Origin of the sequence: Serratia sp. CMO1, from assembly GCF_015689115.1 — a bacterium.
In the GTDB taxonomy this organism is placed as follows: Bacteria; Pseudomonadota; Gammaproteobacteria; order Enterobacterales; family Enterobacteriaceae; genus Serratia; species Serratia marcescens.
This window is the reverse complement of sequence record NZ_CP065032.1, coordinates 3,730,084-3,755,141: the sequence shown is the minus strand read 5'-3', so window position 1 is coordinate 3,755,141 and position 25,058 is coordinate 3,730,084. Positions and strand designations below refer to the sequence as shown.

Sequence of the window (25,058 nt, the reverse complement as noted above, 5' to 3'; positions counted from 1 at the left end):
TTAGGTCCATGCGGGTTTCTATAGGCGAGTAATTCAGAAATACCAAGGCAGAAAAACTTTTATAATGAAGCATATACGAAATTTCTCCATTATTGCCCATATTGACCACGGTAAGTCGACGCTGTCTGACCGCATTATCCAAATCTGCGGTGGCTTGACCGACCGTGAAATGGCTGCGCAGGTGCTCGATTCCATGGATCTGGAGCGTGAGCGCGGCATCACCATCAAGGCGCAGAGCGTGACGCTGGATTATAAAGCGCAGGATGGGCAGACCTATCAGCTTAACTTTATCGACACTCCCGGCCACGTTGACTTCTCCTATGAAGTTTCCCGCTCGCTGGCGGCCTGCGAAGGCGCGCTGCTGGTGGTGGACGCCGGCCAGGGCGTAGAAGCCCAGACGCTGGCCAACTGCTACACCGCGATCGAAATGGATCTGGAAGTGGTGCCGGTGTTGAACAAAATCGACCTGCCGGCCGCCGATCCGGATCGCGCCGCGCAGGAAATCGAAGACATCGTCGGCATCGACGCCACCGATGCCGTGCGCTGCTCGGCCAAAACCGGCGTCGGCGTGCCCGACGTGCTGGAGCGCCTGGTGCGCGACATCCCGCCGCCGCAGGGCGATCCGGATGCGCCGCTGCAGGCACTGATCATCGACTCCTGGTTCGATAACTACCTGGGCGTCGTGTCTCTGGTGCGCGTCAAGAACGGCACCCTGCGCAAGGGCGACAAGATCAAGGTCATGAGCACCGGTCAGGTGTATAACGCCGATCGTTTGGGCATCTTCACGCCGAAGCAGGTCGATCGCGACGTGCTGAACTGCGGCGAAGTGGGTTGGCTGGTCTGCGCGATCAAAGACATCCTCGGCGCGCCGGTGGGCGATACCCTGACGCAGGCGCGTCAGCCGGCGGATAAAGCGCTGCCGGGCTTCAAGAAAGTGAAGCCGCAGGTGTACGCCGGTCTGTTCCCAATCAGCTCCGACGACTATGAATCTTTCCGTGATGCGCTGGGCAAGTTGAGCCTTAACGACGCTTCCCTGTTCTACGAGCCGGAAAGCTCCACCGCGTTGGGCTTCGGCTTCCGCTGCGGCTTCCTCGGTCTGCTGCACATGGAGATCATTCAGGAGCGTCTGGAGCGTGAATACGATCTGGATCTGATCACCACCGCGCCGACGGTAGTCTACGAAGTGGAAACCACCGGCAAAGAAGTGATCTACGTCGACAGCCCGTCCAAGCTGCCGCCGCTGAACAACATCCAGGAACTGCGCGAGCCGATCGCCGAATGTCACATGCTGATGCCGCAGGAATACCTGGGCAACGTCATCACCCTGTGCGTTGAGAAGCGCGGCGTGCAGACCAACATGGTCTACCACGGCAACCAGGTGGCGCTGACTTATGAAATCCCGATGGCGGAAGTGGTGCTCGACTTCTTCGACCGCCTGAAGTCCACGTCGCGCGGTTATGCGTCGCTGGATTACAACTTCAAGCGCTTCCAGGCCTCCGACATGGTGCGCGTGGACGTGCTGATCAACAACGAGCGCGTGGATGCGCTGGCGCTGATCACCCACCGCGACAACTCGCAGTACCGCGGCCGTGAACTGGTGGAGAAGATGAAAGATCTGATCCCGCGTCAGCAGTTCGACATCGCGATTCAGGCGGCGATCGGCACGCATATCATCGCGCGCTCCACCGTGAAGCAGCTGCGTAAAAACGTGCTGGCGAAATGCTACGGCGGTGACGTCAGCCGTAAGAAAAAGCTGCTGCAGAAACAGAAAGACGGTAAGAAACGCATGAAGCAGGTCGGCAACGTCGAGCTGCCGCAGGAAGCGTTCCTGGCCATTCTGCACGTCGGTAAAGACGGCAAGTAACCGCGACGAGTTCGCGAAACGAGGGAGTTTGCATGGCGAATATGTTTGCCCTGGTCCTGGCGTTGGCCACTCTGGTCACCGGGATCATCTGGTGCTTCGAGCGCTTTAAATGGGCGCCGGCCCGCCGCGCGAAGATCGCGGCGGTCAACGAACAGACCGCGGGCGCCGTCGACGATAAAACGCTGGCGAAAGTGGCGAAGCAGCCTGGTTGGGTAGAGACTGGCGCATCGGTGTTCCCAGTGCTGCTGCTGGTCTTTGTGGTGCGTTCGTTTATTTACGAACCATTCCAGATCCCGTCCGGATCAATGATGCCGACGCTGTTGATTGGCGATTTCATTCTGGTGGAGAAATATGCCTACGGCATTAAAGATCCGATTACCCAGACGACGCTCATTGAAACCGGCCATCCGAAGCGTGGCGATATTGCGGTATTTAAATATCCGCTGGATCCGAAGCTGGATTATATCAAGCGCGTGATTGGCCTGCCGGGCGACCGTATTACTTACGATCCGGTGAATAAGCGCGTCACGGTGCAGCCGTCCTGCAACAGCGGGCAGTCCTGCGATACCGCGCTGGCCGTGACCTACGCCGATGCGCAGCCGAGCGACTTCGTGCAGCTGTTCAGCCGCAGCGGCATGGGCGAGGCCAGCAACGGCTTCTATCAGATCCCGCTGAACGATAACGTGCCGTCGGGCGGCATTCGCATGCGTGAGCGCCAGGAAAGCCTCGGCAACGTTACGCATCGCATCCTGACCGTGCCGGACGCGCAGGATCGGGTGGGCGCTTACTATCAACAGCCGGGCAAACCGTTGGCGGAGTGGGTGGTGCCGGCCGGGCATTACTTCATGATGGGCGACAACCGTGACAACAGCGCGGACAGCCGTTACTGGGGCTTTGTGCCGGAGAAGAATCTGGTGGGCAAAGCCACGGCCATCTGGATGAGCTTTGAAAAACAGGAAGGCGAGTGGCCTACCGGCGTGCGTTTCAGCCGGATCGGCGGCATTCATTAATCGCTGATTTATTCCCTGTCAATTTCACGCCGCAGCCTACTGCGGCGTGAAAGATTAAGGGGATATAAACACAGCATTATGTTTCCACTCGTTGTAGAATACTTTCTCGAGCGATAAAAGTTGGCTCCTGCTGGGAGCCACTGCAAACGAAACAGCTTTGGATCGGCTTTCGGCGAAGCAGGCCTGTTCCGTGTGCTGCAAGTTTTTGACGCATTCTTGATCTATTGGTAACTCATGAACCCCATCGTAATAAACAGGCTGCAGCGGAAGCTGGGCTACACTTTTCAACAGCAGGAGCTTTTACTGCAGGCTTTGACTCACCGCAGCGCCAGCAGTAAACACAATGAACGTCTTGAGTTTCTGGGTGACTCGATTCTGAGCTTTGTCATCGCCAATGCGCTCTATCACCGTTTTCCTCGCGTAGACGAGGGCGACATGAGCCGCATGCGCGCCACGCTGGTGCGCGGCAACACGCTGGCGGAGATGGCGCGCGAGTTTGACCTGGGCGAATGTCTGCGGCTTGGGCCGGGCGAATTGAAAAGTGGTGGGTTCCGCCGCGAGTCAATCCTGGCGGATACGGTGGAGGCATTGATCGGCGGCGTGTTCCTGGACAGCGACATCCAGACCGTCGAGCGCCTGATTTTGGACTGGTATCGCAGCCGGTTGGACGAAATCAGCCCCGGCGATAAGCAGAAAGACCCGAAAACCCGTTTGCAGGAATTTTTGCAGGGGCGTCATCTGCCGTTGCCTTCTTATTTGGTGGTGCAGGTTCGCGGAGAAGCGCACGACCAGGAGTTTACCATCCACTGCCAGGTGAGTGGTTTGAGCGAGCCCGTGGTGGGCACCGGCTCGAGCCGCCGTAAAGCCGAGCAGGCGGCAGCGGAACAAGCGCTGAAAAAGCTGGAGCTTGAATGAGCGAAGTAAAACAACACTGCGGGTTTATCGCCATCGTCGGCCGCCCGAACGTGGGCAAATCGACGTTGCTGAACCAACTGCTGGGGCAGAAGGTTTCCATTACGTCGCGTAAGCCGCAGACGACCCGTCACCGCATCATGGGCATCGACACCGATGGCGCCTATCAGGCGATCTACGTCGATACCCCAGGGCTGCACATCGAAGAAAAACGCGCCATCAACCGTTTGATGAACCGCGCGGCCAGCAGCTCGATCGGCGACGTTGAGCTGGTGATCTTCGTGGTCGAAGGCACCAACTGGACCGCCGACGACGAAATGGTGGTCAACAAGCTGCGCAGCCTGCGTTGCCCGGTACTGCTGGCGATCAACAAGGTCGATAACGTTACCGACAAATCCAAGCTGTTGCCGCATATCGCGTTCCTCAGCCAGCAGATGAATTTCCTCGACGTGGTGCCTATCTCCGCCGAGAAAGGGATGAACGTCGACACCATCGCCGGCATCGTGCGCAAGCTGCTGCCGGAAGCGGAACACCACTTCCCGGAAGATTACATCACCGATCGTTCCCAGCGCTTTATGGCGTCTGAGATCATCCGCGAGAAGTTGATGCGTTTCCTGGGCGAAGAGCTGCCGTACTCGGTGACGGTAGAAATCGAACAATTCGTGGCCAACGATCGCGGCGGCTACGATGTGCACGGCCTGATCCTGGTTGAGCGCGAAGGCCAGAAGAAAATGGTCATCGGCAACAAGGGCGCCAAGATCAAAACCATCGGCATCGAAGCGCGCCAGGACATGGAACAGATGTTCGACGCTAAAGTGCATCTCGAGCTGTGGGTGAAAGTGAAATCCGGTTGGGCGGACGACGAACGTGCGCTGCGCAGCCTGGGCTATGTTGACGATCTGAAGTAACGATCCGTGGACGGCTGGGAGCGCGCTTTCGTCCTGCATGGGCGGCCGTACAGTGAAACCAGTCTGATGCTGGATCTGTTTACCGAAGGTCATGGGCGGGTGCGCTTGCTGGCAAAAGGCGCGCGCAGCCGCCGCTCCAATCTGAAGGGTTGCCTGCAACCCTTTACCCCCCTGTTAGTGCGCTGGGGCGGTCGCGGCGAAGTGAAAACGCTGCGCAACGCCGAAGCGGTCTCTCTCGGTTTACCCCTCAGCGGCATGATGCTTTACAGCGGCCTGTACGTGAACGAACTGCTGGCGCGCGTGCTGGAGCAGGAAACCAACTACTCGGTGCTGTTCTTCGACTACTTGCAATGCCTGCAGGCGCTGGCGGCGGAAGACACTTCACCGGAACAGGCGCTGCGCCAGTTCGAGCTGGCTTTGTTGCATCATCTCGGCTACGGCCTCGATTTTCTGCACTGCGCCGGCAGCGGCCTGCCGGTGGATGACGCCATGACCTACCGCTACCGCGAAGAGAAAGGCTTTATCGCCAGCCTGGTGGTGGATCATTACAGCTTCACCGGGCGCGAACTGCGCGCGCTGGCGGAACGGCAGTTTCCCGATGCCGAGACGCTGCGCGCCGCCAAGCGCTTCACCCGCATGGCGCTGAAGCCCTACCTCGGCGGCAAGCCGTTGAAGAGCCGCGAACTGTTCCGCCAATTCGTGCGCAAACAGCCGAATACGCCGGTCGACGACGCCTGACCTTTTCCCCTTTTGCCGCCCTGCGCCCGCGTGTAAACTGCTGGCACTGAAAATCGTATTTAGAGGTTGTCATGGCTGATTTGCTGCTGGGCGTCAATATCGATCACATCGCCACGTTACGTAACGCGCGCGGAACCCAATACCCGGATCCGGTTCAGGCGGCATTCATTGCCGAACAGGCGGGGGCCGACGGCATTACCGTGCATCTGCGCGAAGATCGCCGCCATATCACCGACCGCGACGTGCGCTTGTTGCGCCAGACCATCCAGACGCGCATGAACCTGGAGATGGCGGTGACCGACGAGATGCTGGACATCGCCATTGAGCTGCAGCCGCATTTCTGCTGCCTGGTGCCGGAAAAACGCGAGGAAGTGACCACCGAAGGCGGCCTGGACGTCGCCGGCCAGCTGGACAAAATGAGCGTGGCGGTTGAGCGCCTGGCGCAGGCGGGCATTCTGGTTTCGCTGTTCATCGATCCCGATCATCGCCAGATCGACGCGGCGGTGGCGGTGGGCGCCCCTTACATCGAAATCCACACCGGCGCCTACGCGGAAGCGCAGGGCGAGCTGGCGGTACAGGCCGAGCTGCGCCGCATCGCGGTCGCCGCCGCCTACGCGGCCGAGAAGGGGCTGAAGGTTAACGCCGGCCACGGCCTGACCTACCATAACGTGCAGCCGATCGCCGCGCTGCCGGAAATGCACGAGCTGAACATCGGCCATGCGATTATCGGCCAGGCGGTGATGAGCGGGCTGCCGGCCGCGGTTGCCGACATGAAAGTGCTGATGCGGGAAGCGCGCCGGTAATGGCGGTGCTCGGGCTGGGTACCGACATCGTCGAGATGGCGCGTATCGAAGCGGTGGTGGAGCGCAGCGGCGATCGTCTGGCGCGCCGGGTGCTAAGCGACGCCGAGTGGGCGCTGTATCAGCAGCACCAGCAGCCGATCCGCTTTCTGGCCAAACGTTTCGCGGTGAAAGAGGCCGCCGCCAAGGCGTTCGGCACCGGCATTCGCAACGGCCTGGCGTTCAACCAGTTCGAAGTGTTCAACGATGCGCTGGGCAAGCCGAATATTCGTTTGCACGGTCGCGCCGCCGAACTGGCGGGGGAGATGGGGGTCACCGCGATCCACGTTTCGCTGGCCGACGAACGGCGTTATGCCTGCGCGACGGTGATCGTCGAAAGCTGAAAAGAGAAAGGGCGCCTGTGGCGCCCTTGTCAGTCCTGCGGCGATTAAATGCGATCGGCGTGGTGCAACACCACGAACTTGTCCCACAGCTGCTCATTAGTCTCGCGATGCTGCGGATCGGTGATGATGGTGTTGTCGATAGGGCAAACCTGCTGACAGGTCGGCGTATCGTAATGACCGACGCACTCGGTGCAGCGATCGGTATCGATTTGGTAAATGTCATCACCCATCGAAATTGCCTGGTTCGGGCATTCCGGCTCGCACATGTCGCAGTTGATGCATTTGCGTGTGATTAGCAGGGCCATGACGTATCTCTCATTATTAACAGGGGTATTTTCGCAGCGGCGATTATACCGGTTAAACCAACTTTTTCATTAACTGTTCGCTGTGCTTGATGCGATCGCGGGCATGATCGAGATCGTGCTGGATCAGGGCCATAAACAACAGGTCGGTGAGGGCGAACTGGGCCGTGCTGGAGGAGATGGCCGCGCTGCGGGTATGGGGCTCTTCGGCGATGGTATAGAGGCAGTGGTCCGCGCGCTGCTGCAGACCATTGGGCGAGAAGCTGGTCAGCGCCAGCACCCTGGCGCCGGCCTGGCGCGCCTCTTCCGCCGCCAGATTGATTTCACGCCGTTCGCCGCTAAAGGAGATAGCCAGCAGCAGATCGCGCTTGTCCAGCGCCTGCACCGCCGCCAACTGGACGTGCATGTCCGCTTCGGCCACCGCCATCACGCCGATTTTCAGCAGCTTGAAGGAAAAATCCTTGGCCACCAGCCCGGAGGCGCCGATGCCGATCAGCATCACCCGGCGCGCCTGGCGCAGCATGTCCAGCGCCTGATGCAGCCGTTCTTCGCTGTTGATGTCCAGCGTCGCGCGCAGCGCCGCCTGCTTTTCCGCCAGCAGCTTTTCACCGACGGTTTTCAGCGTGTCGCTGCTGAGGATGTGGTTGTGAACGGTCACTACCGGTTCGGCCTGTGGCTGAGCCAGCGTCTCGCTCAGCGCCAGCTTCAGCGCCGGGAAACCTTTATAGCCCAGTTTTTGGGCGAACTTCACCACGCTCGACTGGCTGATGCCGGCCAACTGGGCCAGCTTTTGCGAGCTGAGATGGCGCGCCTGCTCGGCGTTATTCAGCAGAAAGTCCGCCAGCTTGCGGTCGTTTTGCGCCAGTGTCGGATACATCTGGCGAATGCGCAGAAGGGTACTCATTGTTCTTTCCCTGGAAACCAGCGGCCATTTTGCCATGCAGAGGGCGAAAACGCGCGGTGAAAATTTTTGTGAGCTCACCGTTAAAATAGCAAATAGCGCTCGCTTTGTTGAATAAAATATTCAAATATTGATTAAGTTTTGTGAATTAAAAATTCAAAGGTGAACAGATGAACTTAGGCGCACTGGTATCGGAAACCCGCAACCCGGCCACCATGGGGCTGGATGAAATGTCGACGCTGGACATGGTCCGTTGCTTTAACCAGGAAGATCGCAAGGTGCCGGAGGCGATTGAACAGGTGCTGCCGGCGATTGCGCAGGCGGTCGATTTGGCCGCGGCGGCGTTGAAGGCCGGCGGCCGGTTGATTTATTTGGGCGCCGGCACCAGCGGCCGCCTGGGCGTATTGGATGCTTCCGAGTGCCCGCCGACTTTCGGCGTGCCGCACGGTGTGGTGGTGGGGCTAATCGCCGGCGGGCCGGGTGCGCTGCTCAAAGCGGTGGAGGGGGCGGAAGATGACGCAGCCCTGGGCGAGGCCGATCTCAGAGCGCTGAACCTGACCGCCGTCGATATGGTGGTGGGGTTGGCGGCCTCGGGGCGCACGCCTTACGTGATCGGCGCGCTGCGCTATGCGCGCGGGCTGGGTTGCCCGACGGCGGCCATCTCCTGCAACCCGGATTCGCCGATTGCGCACGAAGCGCAGGTGGCGATTTCGCCGGTGGTGGGGCCGGAGGCGCTGACCGGTTCGACGCGCCTGAAATCCGGCACTGCGCAGAAACTGGTGCTCAACATGCTGTCGACCGGCGCGATGGTCAAACTTGGCAAGGTCTACCAGAACCTGATGGTGGACGTGAAGGCCACCAACGTCAAACTGGTGGATCGCGCCTGCCGCATCGTGGTGGAGGCCACCGGCGCCGAACGCGCTCAGGCGGAAGCGGCGCTGGCGCAGACCGGCTTTGAGGTTAAACCGGCGATCCTGATGCTTTTGGCCGGCGTCAGCGCCGAAGAGGCGCAGCAGCGGCTGCAGCGGCACGATGGCTACCTGCGCGCGGCGCTGGCGCGTTAATTCACGGTGGGGGCGGCGATGGACAAGACAACGGCATTGGCGACACAGATCCTGGCGGGCGTGGGGGGCGAGGGCAATATCCTCAAACTGGAGAACTGCATGACGCGGGTGCGCGTCGAAGTCAGCGACGAGCAGCGTCTGGATCTGGCCGCTCTCAAGCAGTTGCCCGGCGTGAAGGGCTATATCAAACAGGGTGAGCAGCATCAGTTTATCGTCGGCCCGGGCGCCGCCGCCAAGGTGGTGGACGCCATGCGCGGGCTGTTGAGCGGCAGCGCGCAGCCCGCCGTCGGTGACGCCGCCCGCACCAAGGCGCAGGCCAAGCAAAAATACGCTGCGCCGATGAGCGGCGCGCTGAAAAAGCTGGCCGACGTTTTTATTCCGCTGATCCCGGCGTTTATCGCCTCGGGCCTGATCACCGGCATCATCAACCTGCTGAAACGGCCCGACATCGCCGGTCAACTGGCCGTGGACTACCCGAACGCGCTGGGGCTGCTGGCGATCTTCGGCAGCGCGGTGTTCGCCATCATGAACATTCTGGTCGGGGTCAACGCCGCGCGGGTATTCGGCGGCTCGCAGGCGATGGGCGGCGTGATGGCCGGCATTCTCTCCAGCCCGGCGCTGGCGCAGATCACGTTGTTCGGGGAGGCGCTGCAGCCGGGGCGCGGCGGGGTGATCGCCGTGCTGCTGGTGGTGGCGTTGATGTGCTGGGTGGAGAAACGCCTGCGCACGCTGCTGCCGGAGTCGGTCGAACTGATCCTCAATCCGCTGCTGACCACGCTGGTCACCGCCTCGTTGGCGATCCTGATCCTGCAGCCGATCGGTGGCGCCATTTCCGATGCTATCGCCCACGGCGCCAATTTGGCGATCGACAAGGGCGGGCTGCTGGTGGGGGCGCTGCTCTCCGGGCTGTTCCTGCCGCTGGTGCTCTCCGGCCTGCATCAGGGGCTGGTGCCGATCCACGTCGAGCTGGTGCAGGCGCACGGTTCCAACCCGCTGTTGCCGATCCTGGCGATGGCCGGCGTCGGGCAGGTGGGGGCGGCGTTGGCGGTGCTGTTGAAAACCCGCAACGCGCGGCTGAAGCAGGTGATCAAAGGGGCATTGCCGGTCGGCATTCTCGGCATCGGCGAGCCGCTGATCTTCGGGGTGACGCTGCCGCTGGGCCGGCCGTTTATCGGCGCCTGCCTCGGCGGCGCGGTCGGCGGCGCGTTAATCAGCTACTGGAAGGTGGCGACGGTCATCACCTTCGGCATTTCGGGGCTGCCTTTGGCGTTGACCATCGTCTCAGGTAAGGTGATGCTGTATCTGGCGGGGATGTTGATTACGATTATCGCCGGTTTTCTCTTCACCTGGATGATGGGGTTCAACGATCCCGAGGAGTAGCGTTTGAGCGACAAGCAGCAACAACCGGCCGCAGAGGGGCGCCGCGTGGTCTTTTTTGATCTGGACGGCACCCTGCATCAGGAGGATATGTTCGGCAGTTTCTTGCGCTTTCTGCTGCGCCGCTTACCGCTGAACCTGTTGCTGGTGATACCGCTGCTGCCGCCGATCGGGTTGGCGCTGCTGCTGCTGGGGCGCGCCGCGCGTTGGCCGATGAGCCTGCTGCTGTGGGCGATCACTTTCGGGCGCTCCGAAGCGACGCTGAAGGCGCTGGAGCGGCAGTTTATCGAGGCTTTCCGCCAGAAGGTGACCGCGTTTCCGGTGGTGCAAATGCGGCTGCGGCAGTATTTGGATGAACACGATGCCGAGGTGTGGCTGATTACCGGCTCGCCGGAGCAACTGGTGGCGCAGGTGTATCGGGATTCGGCGTTTCTGCCGCGGGTGCGGTTGGTCGGCAGCCGCATCGCGCGTCGCTATGGCGGCTGGGTGCTGACCTTGCGCTGTCTGGGCGTACAAAAAGTGGTGCAGCTGGAGCAACGGCTCGGCGCGCCGCTGAAGCTGTACAGTGGTTACAGCGACAGCAAGCAGGATAACCCGCTGCTGTTTTTTTGCGAGCACCGTTGGCGGGTGAGCAAGGAGGGCGAGCTGCAGCAGCTGGAATAAACAAAGGGCGGAGAATTCCGCCCTTTGCTGTTACCGTTGCCGCGATCAGTCGTCGGTTACGTCGTGCGGTTTGCGTCCGAGCTGCCAAATCTTCTCCGCATAATGCCCCAGCGCCCACAGGCTCAGGCCGAGCAGCGCGAAGAAAATCGTCTTCGGCATGCTGTCCCAGAAAAATTCGAACAGGCGGGTGTACAGGTTGATGCCGAGGAAGGTCAGCCCGAAACCGCGCAGCATGGCGTCGTCATGCTTCAACCCCAGCCAGATGGCGGCGAAGGCGGCCAGCCCGAACAGCAGGCTCCAGTGGAACAGCTCAATCTGGCGCGCGCGGTACCAGCTGTCGAGATCGCCGTAGTTGCCGAAGATGGACAGCAGCCACAGCGCGATGAACAGGTACAGCAGGCCCATCGCCAGCGACACCCGCTGCAGGCCGCGCTGCGCCAATAGCGGCCGCAGCAGCAATGCGGCGGCGATCAGCACCGCGCCGAAGGCGATAAAGCGAATCGGGTAGCTCATGCCGAGCCAGTAGGCGCCCCAGCCGGACAGGTAGCCGGTCTCTGCGCCGAAGGCATTGCCGAGCGACAGCAGGGCGAACCACCACACCAGCCCGGAGCGGCTGAACCAGCCGATAGCGCCGTACAGCAGCGCGGCGACCAGCAGCAGCATGGAAACCCGGCCGCTGCCGTTATCCAGCCAGACGCCCAGTTGCCATAAGGCGCAGGCGGTAAGCAACACGGCGACAAACAATGCCGCCTCGTTGCCGTAACGTTTTTCCGGGTGCCGTTGGCGGCGGCGCAGCGCCCAGACGTAGGCCAGTGCTGCCAACACCCCGGCGATCGCCATGCGTACCGGCGCGTCGAAGCGGAACAGTTCGCTCAGCCATGCAAGCAGTGCGCTGTCGGCGAACAGGCTGGTGACGGCGATCAGCAGCGAGGCCAGCGCGGCGAGAAACGCATAGCGCGCCAGCCGCCGCCAGTCGAAAGGTTGTACGTCCACATGCAGCAGCAACTGCTGCCGTTGTTCGGGCGTCATGGCGCCTTCCCCAACCCAGCCGTCCAGCGCCTTGCGCACCACGACGGCGTTCTTTTTACTGAGTTTCATGCTTCTTGTCCCTGAATCACATGCTGATTCGGCCAGTATAGCCATTGGCGGGCGGCTACGACAAAGGGAGGCTAGTGTGTATAATGCCCGCCGCAAAAGCGCACGAGGAATTATGCGATGACTGAATATAACGATGAGTACTGGATGCGTCAGGCATTGCAGCTGGCCCTGCGCGCGCAGGAAGAGGGCGAGGTGCCGGTGGGTGCGCTGCTGGTGCTGGACAATCAGGTCATCGGCGAGGGCTGGAACCGCCCGATCGGCCGACACGATCCTACCGCGCACGCCGAGATCATGGCGCTGCGCCAGGGCGGCGCGGTGCTGCAAAACTACCGCTTGTTGAACGCCACGCTGTACGTCACGCTGGAGCCCTGCGTGATGTGCGCCGGCGCGATGGTGCACAGCCGTATCCGCCGGTTGGTGTATGGCGCCGCCGACGAGAAAACCGGCGCGGCCGGTTCGCTGGTGGACATTCTGCGCCATCCGGGCATGAACCATCAGGTGGAGATCGTCTCGGGCGTGCTGGCGGATGAATGCGCCGCCACCCTGAGCAATTTCTTCCGCCTGCGCCGCGAACAAAAAAAAGCGCTCAGGCTGGCGCAGCGGGCGGCGGATAAGCCGGAATAATCAGTAGTTGAGCGCCAGTTCCGGCATCACCGTCGGATAGCCTTTCCCCAACGCCTCCTGCTCGGCGGCCGCTTGCGCCGCCTTTCTCTCTTTTTCCTGCAGATAGCCCACCAGGCTGACCTGATAGCGGCGGATATTTTCTACATAGTTGTAGGCTTCACGCCCGCGCGCATAGCCGTAGGTCAACTGCGGGTAGTAGCGCTTTTGGCTGAGCATCGGCAGGCGTTGTTTGACGTCGACCCAGCTGTCCGGGTTGCCTTTTTGCGTCTTGGTCAGCTTGCGCGCGTCCAGCATGTGGCCCCAGCCCATGTTGTAGGCCGCCAGCGAGAACCAGATACGCTCGTCTTCCGGCACGCTGTCCGGCACCTTGGCCATCAGCCGCTGCAGGTAGAGCGCGCCGCCCTGAATGCTCTCTTCCGGATCGAGGCGGTCGTTGACCCCCAGGCCGTCGGCGGTGGCGCGGGTCAGCATCATCAGGCCGCGCACGCCGGTGGGGGAGGTGGCCTGCGGATTCCAGTGCGATTCCTGATAGGCGATGGCCGCCAGCAGCTTCCAGTCGATCTCGTTGGCGTGCTTCTCGAACAGCGGGCGGAAGTTGGGCAGCACCGAGTCGATGGCCGACAGGAAGGTTTTGGTGTCCACATAGTCGAAACTGCCGACGTGGCCGAGGTACTTCTCTTCCAGCCGCGCCAGGGTGCCGTCGTCCACCATCTGGCTGTAGAAATCCAGCATCGCCGCGTACAGACTGTCGTCGCCGTCGCGTTTCAGATACCAGGTGACCGGCTCTTCGTCGGTGACGTCGAACGCCACCGCCAGCTGCGGATGGATGCGCTGCAGCAGCGCGATGGTCACCGAATCGCCGAGGGTGTAGTCCAGCTTGCCGTCGGCCACCCGTTCCAGCAGCTCTTTGGAGGTGAGATCGCTGGAGGACTCCCAGGCGAGATCCGGGTATTTATCCTGCTTGAGCTGTTTTAGCGTGCTGACGTGCGCGGAACCGGAGGCGACCGCCAGCTTGCCTTTGATGTCGGCGAAGCTTTTCGGCCGCGGGGTGCCCAGCCGGTACACCAGCTGTTGGGAAACAGAATAGTAGGCCGGGCCGGTGCGCGCACGGCTGAGGCGTTCCTGGTTGTAGATAAGGCCCGCCGCCAGCAGGTCGGCGTCGTCGTCGTCCAGATCGTCGAACAGGTCATTGATGTTCTGATGGGGGATCACCACCAGCTTCACCCCTAGGTAGTTGGCGAAGCGCTTGGCCAGTTCGTAGTCGAGCCCACCCGGCCCTTGCTTGGTGTTGAAATAGGTCAGCGGTGAATTCAGCGTGCTGATGCGCAACTCGCCGCGGGAAATGATCTCCTGGAGTTGCCCGCCCTGGCCGCTGCGCCAGGTGATATTGGGCCACAGCGCGAGAGCCAGAAGCAGGGTGACAACGCCGATGAGGATGTAGTTTATTTTAAGACGTTTCAAATAGTTATCCAGTGGTGGCACATGTACACCGGCGACGACAACCGCGACTTTTCTCATGGTTAAATCACCAGTGCGGGGGGCATTTTGCGCAACAAAACGCCAGTGTGCAACTTTATTGACACGTTATGACAATTCGACGGTGCGGCATGCTTTTATCAATAATCCCTACGCAAACGGTTTCGTCGGCGGCGAGGATTCTCTATAATGACGCGCGTTTTCCCCTGTTGCGCCCAATGAAGCGTCTTATCCGTCGCTTCGAAGACGAGAGAACTTTGATTATGGAAATTCTGCGTGGTTCGCCCGCTTTATCGGCTTTTCGCATTACCAAACTGCTGTCCCGCTGCCAGGACGCTCACCTGCCCGTCAGTGATATCTACGCCGAGTACGTCCACTTTGCCGATGTCAGCGCACCGCTAAGTGCCGAAGAACACGCCAAGCTTCAGCGTCTGCTCAAGTACGGTCCTTCTCTCGCCGAACACGCTCCCGAAGGCCGGCTGCTGCTGGTTACGCCGCGCCCGGGCACCATTTCTCCCTGGTCTTCCAAAGCCACCGACATCGCCCACAACTGCGGTTTGCAGCAGGTGCTGCGGTTGGAGCGCGGCCTGGCGTTCTACGTCAAGGCGCCCGAGCTGACGGAAACCCAATGGCGCCAACTCGCCGCGCTGTTGCACGATCGCATGATGGAAACCGTCTTCAGCGAGCTGCAACAGGCCGAACAGCTGTTCGCGCACCATCGGCCGGCGCCGTATCAGTCGGTCGACGTGCTGGGCGCAGGGCGCGCTGCGCTGGAGCAGGCCAACGTCCGGCTCGGCCTGGCGCTGGCGCAGGACGAGATCGACTACCTGCTGAATGCCTTTACCGGTTTGGGGCGCAACCCGACGGATATCGAACTCTATATGTTCGCGCAGGCCAACTCCGAGCATTGCCGCCACAAGATTTTCAACGCCGACTGGATCATCGACGGCGAACAGCAGCCTAAATCGCTGTTCAAAATGATCAAGAACACCTATGAGCAGACGCCGGACTACGTGCTGTCGGCGTATAAAGACAACGCCGCCGTGATGGAAGGCTCGCAGGTCGGCCGCTTCTTCGCCGCGCCGGACAACGGCACGTACGATTACCATCAGGAAGACGCGCACATCCTGATGAAGGTGGAAACTCACAACCACCCGACGGCGATCTCGCCGTGGCCGGGCGCCGCGACCGGCTCCGGCGGCGAGATCCGCGACGAGGGCGCCACCGGCCGCGGCGCCAAGCCGAAGGCCGGCCTGGTGGGCTTCTCGGTGTCCAACCTGCGTATTCCCGGCTTTGAACAGCCGTGGGAGCAGGACTTCGGCAAACCGGAACGCATCGTCACCGCGCTGGATATCATGACCGAAGGCCCGCTGGGCGGCGCGGCGTTCAACAACGAATTCGGCCGTCCGGCGCTGCTGGGCTACTTCCGCACCTATGAAGAGCGCGTCAACAGCCATAACGGCGTCGAGCTGCGCGGCTACCACAAACCGATCATGCTGGCGGGCGGCATCGGCAACATCCGCGCCGATCACGTCCAGAAAGGGGAAATCACCGTCGGCGCCAAGCTGGTGGTGCTGGGCGGCCCGGCGATGAATATCGGCCTGGGCGGCGGCGCGGCGTCATCGATGGCGTCAGGCCAGTCCGATGCCGATCTGGACTTCGCGTCGGTGCAGCGCGACAACCCGGAAATGGAACGCCGCTGTCAGGAAGTGATCGACCGCTGCTGGCAGCTGGGCGACCAGAACCCGATCCTGTTTATCCATGACGTCGGCGCCGGCGGCCTGTCCAACGCCATGCCGGAACTGGTGAGCGACGGCGGCCGCGGCGGCCGCTTCGAGCTGCGCGACATCCTCAACGACGAGCCGGGCATGAGCCCGCTGGAAGTGTGGTGCAACGAATCGCAGGAACGTTACGTGATGGCGATCGCCCCGGCGCAGATGGCGCAGTTCGATGAGATCTGCCGCCGCGAGCGCGCGCCTTACGCGGTGATCGGCGAAGCGACCGAAGAACAGCACCTGACGCTGAACGACCGCCACTTCGACAACCAACCGATCGACATGCCGCTGGACGTGCTGCTCGGCAAAACGCCGAAGATGACCCGCGACGTGACCCGTCTGCAGGCGCAGGGCCAGGCGGTGCAGCGTGAGAACATCACGCTGGCCGACGCGGTGAAGCGCGTGCTGCATCTGCCGGCCGTCGCGGAGAAAACCTTCCTGATCACCATCGGCGACCGCACCGTCACCGGCATGGTGGCGCGCGACCAAATGGTCGGCCCGTGGCAGATCCCGGTGGCCGACTGCGCGGTCACCACCGCCAGCCTGGACAGTTATTACGGCGAGGCGATGTCGCTCGGCGAACGCGCGCCGGTGGCGCTGCTGGACTTCGCCGCTTCCGGCCGCCTGGCGGTCGGGGAAGCGCTGACCAACCTGGCCGCCACGGAAATCGGCAGCCTGAAGCGCGTGAAGCTGTCCGCCAACTGGATGGCCGCCGCAGGCCATCCGGGTGAAGACGCCGGCCTGTACGAGGCGGTAAAAGCGGTGGGTGAAGAACTGTGCCCGGCGCTGGGCATCACCATTCCGGTGGGTAAAGACTCCATGTCGATGAAAACCCGCTGGCAGGAAGGCAATGAGCAACGTGAAATGACCTCGCCGCTGTCGCTGGTCATCACCGCCTTCGCCCGTGTGGAAGACGTGCGCCATACCGTGACGCCGCAATTGCGCACCGATAAGGGCGACAGCGCGCTGCTGTTGATCGACCTGGGCAACGGGCATAACGCGCTGGGCGCCACCGCGCTGGCGCAGGTTTATCGCCAACTGGGCGATAAACCGGCCGACGTGCGCAACGTCGCGCAGCTGGCGGGCTTCTTCAACGCCATGCAGCAGTTGGTGGCCGATCGCGCCCTGCTGGCTTACCACGATCGCGCCGACGGCGGCCTGCTGGTGACGCTGGCGGAGATGGCCTTCGCCGGTCACTGCGGCGTAGAGGTTAACCTCGATGGCCTCGGCGACGATGCGCTGGCGGTGCTGTTCAACGAAGAGTTGGGCGCGGTGATCCAGGTGAGCGCCGAACGTCTTGACGACGTGAAGCGGGCGTTCGCGCAGCACGGGCTGACCGACAACGTGCATCACATCGGCAGCGCGCAGGCCGGCGATCGTTTCGTCATCAACCAACACGGCAAGGCGCTGTACAGCGAAAGCCGCAATACGCTGCGCACCTGGTGGGCGGAAACCACCTGGCAGATGCAGCGTCTGCGCGACAACCCGGCGTGCGCCGATCAGGAACATCAGGCCAAGCAGGATGAACAAGATCCCGGCCTGAACGTGAAACTGACCTTTGCGCCGCAGGAAGACATCGCCGCGCCGTACATCGCCAAGGGCGCTCGCCCGAAAGTGGCGGTGCTGCGCGAGCAGGGGGTGAACTCCCACGTTGAAATGGCGGCGGCGTTCCACCGCGCCGGCTTTGACGCCGTGGACGTGCACATGAGCGATCTGCTGACCGGGCGCCGCGATCTGCAGGACTTCCACACGCTGGTGGCCTGCGGCGGCTTCTCTTACGGCGACGTTCTGGGCGCCGGCGAAGGCTGGGCGAAATCTATCCTGTTCAACGAGCGGGTGCGCGACGAGTTTGAAGCGTTCTTCCACCGTCCGCAGACGCTGGCGCTGGGCGTATGCAACGGTTGCCAGATGATGTCCAACCTGCGCGAGCTGATCCCGGGCGCCGAACACTGGCCGCGCTTCGTGCGTAACCTGTCGGATCGCTTCGAGGCGCGCTTCAGCCTGGTGGAAGTGGCGGCCAGCCCGTCGCTGTTCATGCAAGGTATGACCGGTTCGCGCATGCCGATCGCCGTTTCCCACGGTGAAGGGCACGTCGAAGTGCGCGATGCGGCGCATCTGGCGGCGCTGGAAAGCCATGGCCTGGTGGCGCTGCGTTTCGTCAACAACGCCGGTCAGGTCACGGAGGCTTACCCGGCTAACCCGAACGGTTCGCCGAACGGCATTACCGCCGTGACCAGCGCCAACGGGCGCGCCACGGTGATGATGCCGCACCCGGAACGCGTGTTCCGCACCGTCAGCAACTCCTGGCACCCGGAAGAGTGGGGCGAGGACAGCCCGTGGATGCGCATGTTCCGCAACGCCCGTAAGCAACTGGGTTAAAAACGGCCACCACCGTACAGAGGGCGCAAGCAATTGCGCCCTTTTTTATGGCCGGCGTTCGCCGTCTGGCGGCAGTGTCTGCATTTTGCGACAGGCGCTATTTTTTGTGTCGCTAAATGGAGACATTTAACTGTTTGATTTTATTGGCGGTAATCAGGTTTGACTTTAGTTGTCTGCATTTGGCGACAGCACGGCGTTTTTTTCATCATTCATCACCGCGTAATGGACGAGGGAATTTGCTTGTTTTGTTTTATTTTCAAACAAAATCAATGTGTTATGATTTTTATTGCAAAATTGGCACGCTACGTGCATTATTCTCGGCGGCTGCTCATTCACCTTTTTATGACGGCGCCGTAATTAGACGGCAAATCGCCTCATAAGCCTCCGAATGATGCCAAAGAAATGGTGCCTATCGTCCAACCAAACCGATAACAGACCGTGCAAGCGGCTTTATCAAGCATCGGGCGACACGTGGAGTGAGGCACCGCCTGTATCCAACTGTGATGAAGGGTTCATCAATCCTGGATACTTACGGATGCTATTCGTCCTGTTCGATGCCAGCCGCTGTGCTACATCACCCTGGGGACGAGGTTTAAGGGCATCCACACTTTCCTTGCGTTGGGGCAAGTTTCTTGCCCCGATGTCAATTCTCAACGCTGCGCTTATGCCCCTTTCGTTGCCTATGTCCTCGAACGCAGACGCTATCCCCACACGCTCGTTTTCGCACCGGTTGATGTTACCGGGGCCGCATGCCGTCGGCAGGCCAGGCCTATGGGCGCGGTTCGCCGATTCTGCCGCTTTTTCCTTGTGCGTTCAGGATTCTCCCCTGCCGGGCTTTTCTCTTTCCGGCGAGTCAGTTAGCATCGTGACAGAGCTGAGAGAATGAGATGATTTCGTTGAAAAAATGGCGTTTATTCCCCCGTTCGCTGCGGCAATTGGTGCTGCTGGCCTTCCTGTTGGTGCTGCTGCCGCTGTTGGTGCTGGCCTATCAAGCCTACCAGAGCCTGGATCACCTCAGCGCGCAGGCGGCGGACATTAACCGCACCACGCTGGTGGACGCGCGGCGCAGCGAGGCGATGACCAGCGTGGCGCTGGAGATGGAGCGCAGCTATCGTCAGTACTGCGTGCTGGTCGATCCTACGCTGCAGAAGCTGTACCAGAACCAGCGCAAACAGTATTCGCAGATGCTGGACGCCCATGCGCCGATTCTGCCGGACGAGCGCTACTACCAAACGCTGCGTCAGTTGCTGACCCAGCTGGCGGCGATCAAATGCCATAACAGCGGGCCGGACCAAGAGGCTTCGGCCTTGCTCGAATCGTTCTCCCGTTCCAACGCCGAAATGGTGCAGGCCACGCGTGCGGTGGTGTTCTCGCGCGGCCAGCAGCTGCAGCAAGCCATCGCCGAGCGCGGCCAGTTCTTCGGCTGGCAGGCGCTGCTGTTGTTCCTGGTCAGCGTGCTGCTGGTGGTGCTGTTTACCCGCATGATCATCGGGCCGGTCAAGGCCGTGGAACGGATGATCAACCGCCTGGGGGAGGGGCGTGCGCTGGGCAGCACCGCATCGTTCAAAGGGCCGCGCGAGCTGCGTTCGCTGGCGCAGCGCATCATTTGGCTGAGCGAGCGGTTGGCGTGGCTGGAATCGCAGCGCCACGAATTCTTGCGCCATATCTCGCACGAGTTGAAAACGCCGCTGGCCAGCATGCGCGAAGGCACCGAGCTGCTGGCCGACGAGGTGGCGGGGCCGCTGACTTCCGATCAGAAAGAGGTGGTGGCGATCCTCGACAACAGCAGTCGCCACCTGCAGCAGCTGATTGAACAGCTGCTGGATTACAACCGCAAACTGGCCGATGGCCCGGCGGAACACGAGAACGTCGAGCTGCGCGAGATGGTCGATTTGGTGGTCGCCGCGCACAGTTTGCCGGCGCGGGCGAAGATGATTTCCACCGAAATCGCGCTGGAGGCGGAAATCTGCTGGGCAGAGCCTACGCTATTAATGCGCGTGCTGGATAATCTCTACTCCAATGCGGTGCACTACGGCAAGGAATCCGGTAACATTTGGATCCGCAGCCGTCAGGTTGGACAACGGGTGCAAATCGACGTCGCCAATACCGGCACGCCGATCCCCGAGGCTGAAAGAGCCATGATTTTCGAGCCTTTTTTCCAGGGTAGTCACCAGCGAAAAGGGGCGGTAAAAGGAAGCGGACTGGGGTTGAGCATCGCTCAGGACTGTATCCGTCGCATGCGCGGTGAGCTGCAACTGGCGACGGTCGCCGGTGCAGACGTCTGCTTCCGCATTGAACTGCCGTTAACCGCCGAGAATGAATAAATAATGTACACATGGTCTAAGCGCCTTCGTCTTTCACAGACCGAACGTTCACCGCGTGCCACGCACAGAGCGCCGCTCGGCAAACGCCCGATCAGCTGGTTGGGCGCCGTTTTCTTTATGCCGCTGTTGCTGGCGGGCTGCGTCGATCGCGCCGTCAGCGGCGGCCTGAGCGCTCAGCAGCAAGAGGCGATCCCGGATACCAAGGTGATCGATTACCGCACCGCGGCTTGCGATACCCTGTGGCAGTTGGACGACAAGGATGCGCTGGATAACGCGCTCTACTGGCTGCGCGCGATGGACTGCGCCGATCGCATCGGCTCAACCCAGGCGCGCGCGCTGGCGAAAACGGTGCCTGGCGACAGCTGGTCCGGCGTTTTCAAACAGAGCATCCTGCTGGGGAGCGCACAGCCGACCTCCGGCGAACGCCGCCAGATGATCGACAGGATCAACAGTTACCGGATGGAGTTCCCAGGCTCGCTGCGTCCACTGACGCAGCTGTGGCGCCAGCAGCAGATGCTGCAGATCACGCTGTTCGATGAGAAAGCGCGTTATCAGCATCTGCAGGAGAGCAGCGACAGCCAGATCGATTCGCTGCGCCAGAGCCAGGCGCGCTTGCAATCGCAGCTGCAGGACACCTCGCGCAAGCTGGAAAACCTGACCGACATCGAGCGCCAGCTCTCATCGCGCAAGCAGTTGCAAGGGGAAATACCGGACAGCGGCGCGGGCTCGCAAAAGGGCGACGCCGCCGGTAAAAACGGCGCGGCCGCCAAAGGGGCTGAGCCGCAGGACGAACCGGAAAAGGGCACTGCGCTGCCGGTTGAACCGGAAGACACCTATACGCCGCACCCCGCCAATAAGGAGTCCCACGCGCAATGACCGCACGCAAACCGGCCAACCTGTTATTGGTTGACGACGATCCCAGCCTGCTGAAGCTGCTGGGCATGCGCCTGACCAGCGAAGGTTTTCACGTCACCACCGCCGAAAGCGGCCAGGAAGCGCTGCGCCTGCTGGCGCGCGAACAGATCGATCTGGTGATCAGCGATCTGCGCATGGATGAGATGGACGGCATGGCGCTGTTCGCCGAGATCCAAAAACATCAGCCGGGCATGCCGGTGATCATTCTCACCGCGCACGGTTCGATTCCCGATGCGGTGGCCGCCACCCAGCAGGGGGTGTTCAGCTTTCTCACCAAACCGGTGGATCGCGATGCGCTGTACAAGGCCATCGACGAGGCGCTCGCGCTGTCGGCCAGCCCGGCCGGCGACGATGCCTGGCGGGAAGACATCGTTACCCGCAGCCCGTTGATGCTGCGCCTGCTGGAGCAGGTGAAAATGGTGGCCCAGTCAGACGTCAGCGTGTTGATCAACGGCCAGAGCGGCACCGGTAAAGAGGTGGTGGCGCAGGCGATCCACGCGGCCAGCCCGCGCGCCAGTAAGGCGTTCATCGCCATCAACTGCGGCGCGCTGCCGGAGCAACTGCTGGAGTCCGAACTGTTCGGCCACGCCAAGGGCGCCTTCACCGGCGCGGTCAGCAGCCGCGAAGGGCTGTTCCAGGCGGCGGCGGGCGGCACGCTGTTCCTCGACGAGATCGGCGATATGCCGCTGTCGCTGCAGGTGAAGCTGCTGCGCGTGCTGCAGGAACGCAAGGTGCGGCCGCTCGGCAGCAATCGCGATCTGGACATTGACGTGCGCATCATCTCCGCCACCCACCGCGATCTGCAAAAGGCGATGGCGAAGAACGAGTTTCGCGAGGATCTCTACTACCGCCTCAACGTGGTGAACCTGAAGATCCCGGCGCTCAACGAGCGCGCCGAAGATATCCCGCTGCTGGCCAATCACCTGTTGCGCGAAGCGGCGCAGCGGCACAAGCCGTTCGTGCGCAGCTTCTCGACCGACGCCATGAAGCGGCTGATGACCGCCAGTTGGCCGGGCAACGTGCGTCAGCTGGTCAACGTCATCGAGCAGTGCGTGGCGCTGACCTCGGCGCCGGTGATTAGCGAAGCGTTGGTGGAGCAGGCGCTGGAAGGGGAAAACACCGCACTGCCGACTTTCGCCGAAGCGCGCAACCAGTTCGAGTTGCATTACCTGCGCAAGCTGCTGCAGATCACCAAGGGCAACGTGACCCAGGCCGCGCGCATGGCGGGCCGCAACCGCACCGAGTTTTACAAATTGCTGTCGCGCCACGAGCTGGACGCCAACGATTTTAAAGAATGACAGTTTCCCGCCGGCGCCTGCCACGCAGGTTCTCAACAAATCCGGCGGAATGATTTACACTCCGTTCTCTTTGCCGCGGCGCGCCCCGGCGTAGAGCACCATGGAACGTATTAAGCGGGATCGTACACAAATGAGCAGATCACTTTCCATCGCCCTGGCCCAGCTGAACCTGCTGGTCGGCGACATTGAAGGCAACACCGAACGCATGTTGCAAATCGTGCAGGAGCAGCAGAAGGCGGGAGCCGATCTGGTCATGTTCAGCGAACTGGCGCTGTCCGGCTACCCGCCGGAAGATCTGCTGTATCGCAATGATTTCTATGAGCGCTGTGATGCGCAGCTGCTGCGCTTGCAGCAGGCTTCCGCCGAGACGGCGATCCTGGTCGGCCACCCGTGGCGCGAAGGCGACAAGCTGTATAACGCGCTGTCGCTGTTCGCCGAAGGCCGCCTGCTGACCCGCTACTTCAAGCAGCAGCTGCCGAACTACGGCGTGTTCGATGAGAAGAGCTATTTCCACGCCGGCAACGACACCTGCGTGGTGGCGCTGAAAGGCTACCGTCTGGGGCTGCTGATTTGCGAAGATCTGTGGTTCCCTGAGCCGATCGACGCCGCCAAGGCGGCCGGCGCGGAGATTATCCTGTCGATCAACGCCTCGCCGTATAACCGCGAAAAACCGTATATCCGCAAAACGCTGATGGCCGGCCACTGCCAGCGCACCCAGCTGCCGCTGGTGTACCTCAACCAGGTCGGCGGCCAGGATGAGCTGATCTTCGACGGCTGCTCCAAGGTCTTCGACGCCGCCGGCACCATGACCCACCGTCTGGCGGCTTTCGACGAGCAGGTGACCCGCCTGGAATTCAACGAGCTGGATGTGGTGCCGATGGCCGATCCGGCCGCCGAACTGCCGCAGCTGGCGCAGGTGTATCAGGCGCTGGTGCTGGCGGTGCGCGACTACGTGACCAAAAACGGCTTTAAAGGCGCGGTGCTGGGGCTGTCCGGCGGCATCGACTCGGCGCTGACGCTGGCGATCGCCGTGGATGCGTTGGGCAAAGACAAGGTGCAGGCGCTGATGATGCCATTCCGCTACACCGCGGATATCAGCATCGCCGACGCCAAGGAAGAGGCGGAAATCCTCGGCGTGGAGTTCGATATCGTCTCCATCGAACCGATGTTCGACGCCTTTATGGGCCTGCTGTCGCCGATGTTCGCCGGCACCGAGCGCGACACCACCGAAGAGAACCTGCAGGCGCGTTGCCGCGGGGTGGTGCTGATGGCGCTGTCCAACAAGCGCCGCAGCATCGTGCTGACCACCGGCAACAAGAGCGAAATGGCGGTCGGTTACGCCACGCTGTACGGCGATATGGCCGGCGGTTTCGACGTGCTGAAGGACGTGCCGAAAACGCTGGTGTTCAAGCTGTCTGAATACCGTAACACCGTCTCCTACGTGATCCCGCAGCGGGTGATCGATCGCCCGCCGTCCGCCGAGCTGGCGCCGGATCAGGTCGATCAGGACAGCCTGCCGCCGTACGATATCCTGGATGCGATCCTGGAAGGCTACGTCGAGCGCGACAAGTCGGTCGCCGATCTGGTGGCCGAAGGGTTCGACGAAGCGATCGTGCGCAAGGTGATCCGCCTGGTGGACATCAACGAATACAAGCGGCGTCAGGCCGCCGTCGGGCCGCGCATCACCGCCCGTAACTTCGGCAAAGACCGCCGCTACCCCATCACATCCGGTTTTGGCCGCAAAAATTGGTAAAAGGAAAGAAGATGAAAAAGATCGACGCGATTATCAAGCCGTTCAAACTGGATGACGTCCGCGAAGCGCTGGCCGAAGTGGGCATCACCGGCATGACGGTCACCGAAGTGAAAGGCTTCGGCCGCCAGAAGGGCCACACCGAGCTGTACCGCGGCGCCGAATACATGGTCGACTTTCTGCCTAAGGTGAAGATCGAGATTGTGGTTGCCGACGACATCGTCGACACCTGCGTGGAAACCATCATGCAGACGGCGCAGACCGGCAAGATCGGCGACGGCAAAATCTTCGTCTTCGACGTGGCGCGCGTGGTGCGTATCCGTACCGGCGAGCAGGACGAAGAAGCGATCTGATCCTCCGCAGGTTCATCGGCCATCAGGAGGGCGCAGCATGCTGCGCCCTTGTCATTTCTGCTCCCCGTACATCACACTTCTTCGCCTCGCCGTTTCCCCCATTTTTGCCTGCGGGCATTCTAAAAAAGCGAACGCTATCGCGTT

The 25,058-nt window shown here is 61.6% G+C and carries 21 protein-coding genes; 17 read left to right on the top strand and 4 right to left on the bottom strand.

The annotated features are described in order from the left end of the window. Positions 1-64: 64 nt before the first annotated feature. From lepA to acpS, 7 genes are all read left to right on the top strand, one after another. A complete protein-coding gene (lepA, locus tag IT763_RS17905; protein ID WP_004929150.1) occupies positions 65-1,864 on the top strand; it encodes a translation elongation factor 4 in 1,800 nt (599 codons plus the stop codon). A 32-nt stretch (positions 1,865-1,896) separates the two neighbouring features. Further along, positions 1,897-2,874: a signal peptidase I gene (lepB, locus tag IT763_RS17900; protein ID WP_016929791.1), complete on the top strand. Its 978-nt coding sequence runs from the start codon at positions 1,897-1,899 to the stop codon at positions 2,872-2,874. 234 nt (positions 2,875-3,108) lie between these two features. Next, positions 3,109-3,789 (top strand): ribonuclease III, encoded by a 681-nt coding sequence (rnc, locus tag IT763_RS17895; RefSeq protein ID WP_004929158.1) that lies wholly within the window; start codon positions 3,109-3,111, stop codon positions 3,787-3,789. Continuing rightward, positions 3,786-4,694, top strand: a complete 909-nt coding sequence (gene era / locus IT763_RS17890) for a GTPase Era (protein WP_004929162.1) — start codon at positions 3,786-3,788, stop codon at positions 4,692-4,694. The genes rnc and era overlap by 4 nt, the downstream gene beginning before the upstream one ends. Positions 4,695-4,700: 6 nt before the next feature. Then, positions 4,701-5,432: a DNA repair protein RecO gene (gene recO / locus IT763_RS17885; RefSeq protein WP_193843036.1), complete on the top strand. Its 732-nt coding sequence runs from the start codon at positions 4,701-4,703 to the stop codon at positions 5,430-5,432. A gap of 71 nt (positions 5,433-5,503) precedes the next feature. Then, entirely contained in the window at positions 5,504-6,235 is a 732-nt protein-coding gene (pdxJ, locus tag IT763_RS17880; RefSeq protein ID WP_016929790.1) for a pyridoxine 5'-phosphate synthase, read from the top strand. After that, positions 6,235-6,615, top strand: a complete 381-nt coding sequence (acpS, locus tag IT763_RS17875) for a holo-ACP synthase (protein WP_004929169.1) — start codon at positions 6,235-6,237, stop codon at positions 6,613-6,615. The genes pdxJ and acpS overlap by 1 nt, the downstream gene beginning before the upstream one ends. A gap of 44 nt (positions 6,616-6,659) precedes the next feature. Here acpS and IT763_RS17870 read toward each other — a convergent pair whose 3' ends face one another. Both IT763_RS17870 and IT763_RS17865 read right to left on the bottom strand, forming a co-directional pair. Next, positions 6,660-6,920, bottom strand: coding sequence for a YfhL family 4Fe-4S dicluster ferredoxin (locus IT763_RS17870; RefSeq protein WP_016929789.1), 261 nt, complete (start codon positions 6,918-6,920; stop codon positions 6,660-6,662). 52 nt (positions 6,921-6,972) lie between these two features. Beyond that, a complete protein-coding gene (locus IT763_RS17865) occupies positions 6,973-7,821 on the bottom strand; it encodes a MurR/RpiR family transcriptional regulator (RefSeq protein ID WP_016929788.1) in 849 nt (282 codons plus the stop codon). A 167-nt stretch (positions 7,822-7,988) separates the two neighbouring features. On the opposite strand from IT763_RS17865, the gene murQ reads away from it, so the two are divergent. From murQ to yfhb, 3 genes are read left to right on the top strand one after another with little or no spacing between them, the layout of a single operon-like run. Continuing rightward, positions 7,989-8,882 carry an N-acetylmuramic acid 6-phosphate etherase gene (gene murQ, locus IT763_RS17860; RefSeq protein ID WP_206194896.1) on the top strand — a complete coding sequence of 298 codons (894 nt, stop codon included), beginning with the start codon at positions 7,989-7,991 and terminating at the stop codon, positions 8,880-8,882. Between the two features lie 18 nt (positions 8,883-8,900). Beyond that, positions 8,901-10,262, top strand: a complete 1,362-nt coding sequence (locus tag IT763_RS17855) for a PTS transporter subunit EIIC (RefSeq protein ID WP_206194895.1) — start codon at positions 8,901-8,903, stop codon at positions 10,260-10,262. Positions 10,263-10,265: 3 nt separating this feature from the next. Further along, positions 10,266-10,922 (top strand): phosphatidylglycerophosphatase C, encoded by a 657-nt coding sequence (gene yfhb / locus IT763_RS17850; RefSeq protein WP_115436422.1) that lies wholly within the window; start codon positions 10,266-10,268, stop codon positions 10,920-10,922. A gap of 45 nt (positions 10,923-10,967) precedes the next feature. Here yfhb and IT763_RS17845 read toward each other — a convergent pair whose 3' ends face one another. Next, positions 10,968-12,020, bottom strand: coding sequence for a DUF2157 domain-containing protein (locus IT763_RS17845; protein WP_164053203.1), 1,053 nt, complete (start codon positions 12,018-12,020; stop codon positions 10,968-10,970). Between the two features lie 117 nt (positions 12,021-12,137). Here IT763_RS17845 and tadA point away from each other — a divergent pair, with 117 nt between their 5' ends. Then, complete coding sequence (gene tadA, locus IT763_RS17840) at positions 12,138-12,644, top strand: tRNA adenosine(34) deaminase TadA (protein WP_015378796.1); 507 nt, start codon at positions 12,138-12,140, stop codon at positions 12,642-12,644. Here tadA and mltF read toward each other — a convergent pair whose 3' ends face one another. Continuing rightward, a complete protein-coding gene (gene mltF, locus IT763_RS17835; RefSeq protein WP_004941352.1) occupies positions 12,645-14,105 on the bottom strand; it encodes a membrane-bound lytic murein transglycosylase MltF in 1,461 nt (486 codons plus the stop codon). 278 nt (positions 14,106-14,383) lie between these two features. Between mltF and purL the strand changes: the two genes are divergently transcribed. From purL to glnB, 6 genes are all read left to right on the top strand, one after another. Continuing rightward, positions 14,384-18,274, top strand: coding sequence for a phosphoribosylformylglycinamidine synthase (gene purL / locus IT763_RS17830; RefSeq protein WP_206194894.1), 3,891 nt, complete (start codon positions 14,384-14,386; stop codon positions 18,272-18,274). Positions 18,275-19,161: 887 nt separating this feature from the next. Then, the gene (locus IT763_RS17825; RefSeq protein ID WP_004941357.1) at positions 19,162-20,598 is read left to right on the top strand and encodes a HAMP domain-containing sensor histidine kinase; all 1,437 of its coding nucleotides are present in this window, start codon (positions 19,162-19,164) and stop codon (positions 20,596-20,598) included. 3 nt (positions 20,599-20,601) lie between these two features. Next, positions 20,602-21,474, top strand: coding sequence for a two-component system QseEF-associated lipoprotein QseG (gene qseG / locus IT763_RS17820; RefSeq protein ID WP_016929780.1), 873 nt, complete (start codon positions 20,602-20,604; stop codon positions 21,472-21,474). Then, complete coding sequence (gene glrR, locus IT763_RS17815) at positions 21,471-22,811, top strand: two-component system response regulator GlrR (RefSeq protein WP_004941361.1); 1,341 nt, start codon at positions 21,471-21,473, stop codon at positions 22,809-22,811. Before qseG ends, glrR begins: the two co-directional genes overlap by 4 nt. Before the next feature lie 130 nt (positions 22,812-22,941). Further along, the gene (locus IT763_RS17810; RefSeq protein WP_206194893.1) at positions 22,942-24,564 is read left to right on the top strand and encodes an NAD+ synthase; all 1,623 of its coding nucleotides are present in this window, start codon (positions 22,942-22,944) and stop codon (positions 24,562-24,564) included. 11 nt (positions 24,565-24,575) lie between these two features. Beyond that, positions 24,576-24,914: a nitrogen regulatory protein P-II gene (gene glnB / locus IT763_RS17805; RefSeq protein ID WP_004847623.1), complete on the top strand. Its 339-nt coding sequence runs from the start codon at positions 24,576-24,578 to the stop codon at positions 24,912-24,914. The last annotated feature ends 144 nt before the right edge of the window (positions 24,915-25,058 follow it).